Annotated in this window: 2 protein-coding genes; one reads left to right on the top strand and one right to left on the bottom strand. The window is 65.3% G+C overall.

The window, feature by feature from the left end:
* Window positions 1-86 precede the first annotated feature (86 nt).
* Complete coding sequence (locus tag Tchar_RS13420) at window positions 87-263, top strand: rubredoxin (RefSeq protein ID WP_144329476.1); 177 nt, start codon at window positions 87-89, stop codon at window positions 261-263.
* Window positions 264-326: 63 nt separating this feature from the next.
* On the opposite strand, the gene Tchar_RS13415 is transcribed toward Tchar_RS13420, so the two are convergent.
* Window positions 327-1,823: a cryptochrome/photolyase family protein gene (locus Tchar_RS13415; protein ID WP_144329475.1), complete on the bottom strand. Its 1,497-nt coding sequence runs from the start codon at window positions 1,821-1,823 to the stop codon at window positions 327-329.
* Window positions 1,824-2,020 lie beyond the last annotated feature (197 nt).

The following is a 2,020-nucleotide window of genomic DNA, read 5'->3' as shown; positions in this document are numbered from 1 at the left end:
GGCGGGGGCGGGGTCAGGGGTGGTCATGGGTGACACTACAATGGGCCCATTCTACTTTTTTGCTTGTGCACGAGGCCGAACCCGTCATGACGACCGCAAACCGCACCTGGATGTGCCTGATCTGTGGCTGGATCTACGACGAGGCCGCGGGCGACCCCGAGCATGGCATTCCACCTGGCACGCGCTGGGAGGACGTCCCCGTCAACTGGACCTGTCCGGAATGCGGCGCGCGCAAGGAAGATTTCGAGATGGTCCAGATTTGAGTCGTGCTGCCCACGCGCGGCGCGCCAGCCCATTGGCCCCTGAGACGGCAGCCGCGCACGCGCTCATCCTGCTTTGAGTCCGGCGTAGCGCTGTAGGGTGCGCGCGCGGGCTTGGGCGTGATCGACGACTGGCAGCGGGTAGTCCCGCCCCAGTTCGACGCCAGCGGCCTGCAGCGCCGCCGGCGCTGCCTGCCACGGTGCGTGTATGGCGTCGTCGGGCAGGCGTGCCAGTTCGGGCAGATAGCGGCGAATGAATTTGCCCTGCGGGTCGAACTTCTGGCTTTGACTGACCGGGTTGAAGATACGGAAATACGGCTGGGCATCGCAACCCGTGGAGGCGGCCCATTGCCAGCCGCCGTTGTTGGCGGCCAGGTCGAAGTCGATCAGATGATCGGCGAAATACTGCTCGCCCCAGCGCCAGTCCAGCCCCAGGTCCTTGGTCAGGAAGCTGGCCACCACCATGCGCAGCCGGTTGTGCATATAGCCGGTCTGGTTGATTTGCCGCATGGCCGCATCCACCAGCGGATAGCCGGTACGCCCTTCGCACCACGCGGCAAACAGCGCCTTGGCGTGCGCGCCGCGCTCCCAGCGTATGGCGTCGAACGTCGGCTTGAAAGCCTTGCCCTCGCCCACGTGGGGGAAATTGGCCAGAATCTGGTGGTAAAAATCACGCCAGATCAGTTCGTTGAGCCAAGCCGTGGCGCCGGCGATGCCGCGCCGATGCAAGCCGTAAGCGGTGGCGGCGACGCTGCGGATGCTCAGCGTGCCGAACCGCAGGTGCACGCTCAGGTAGCTCGGCCCCTTGATGGCAGGGAAGTCGCGCGTCTGGTGGTAGTGTTCGATGCGGGTGAGAAAATCCTCCCACAGCGCGCGCGCGCCGCGACTGCCGGTGCGGATTTTGAGCTCGCGCAGATTGGTGCGCACGAATCCCAGCGACTCCAGTGGCGGTACCCAGGGCGGCGCCGTGGCCGGGCAGGGCGCCAGGGCGTCGGCGTAGCGCTCCACCGGGTAGGCTTTCAGATGAAAGTCGGTCAGCGCGTTGAGCCAAGCCTTCTTGTAGGGGGTGAAGACCGTAAACGGTTGGCGACTGCTGCTCAGCACCTCGTGCCGCTCGAAGATCACATGGTCTTTGAAGGTGTGCAGCACCACGCCCGCGTGTGCCAGCGTACCCCGCGCCTGAGCGTCGCGCGCTTTGGCGTAGGGGTCGTCGTCGTGGTTGGCAAATACGGCTTGTACGCCCAGTTGTGCCGCCAGCGCCGCCACCTCCGACACCGCCGCGCCGTGGCGCACGATCAGCCCGACGCCCTCCGTGCCGTTGGAGCGGCCCAGGGCGCGCAGCTGTTCATCCACATCGATCAGGCTTTCGTGGATGAACTCGACGCGCCGGTCGGCCCGCAGGCCGCGCTGCAGCAGCGGCGTCAGAATGCCGGTGTCGAAGACGAACACGCACCACACCCGGCGACACTGCTTGAGCGCGTGGTACAGCGCCGCGTTGTCCTCCGTGCGCAGGTCACGGCGAAACCACATCAAGCCGGCATCGAACGGTTTGGGCGCGCTCATGGTGTTCAGTCTAGCAGCGCTGTCCGCGGCGGTAGTGTGCTGACTTGTGTGCAAAATCGCCTGGGGTAGTAAGCGGGCGGGTGGTCATGGTAAGAGGTTGATTGCGAGATCGACCTTGAACCCTGAAGGAGGGCAAACCATGACCACGAGCAAGCATAAGACGAAGTTGTCGGCAGTGGAAGCCGTTGCGGGGGACC

The sequence above is a fragment of the Tepidimonas charontis genome (assembly GCF_007556685.1).
Lineage (GTDB): Bacteria > Pseudomonadota > Gammaproteobacteria > Burkholderiales > Burkholderiaceae_C > Tepidimonas > Tepidimonas charontis.
The sequence above is the reverse complement of the archived record's forward strand: the minus strand, read 5'-3'. Positions and strand labels throughout refer to the sequence as shown.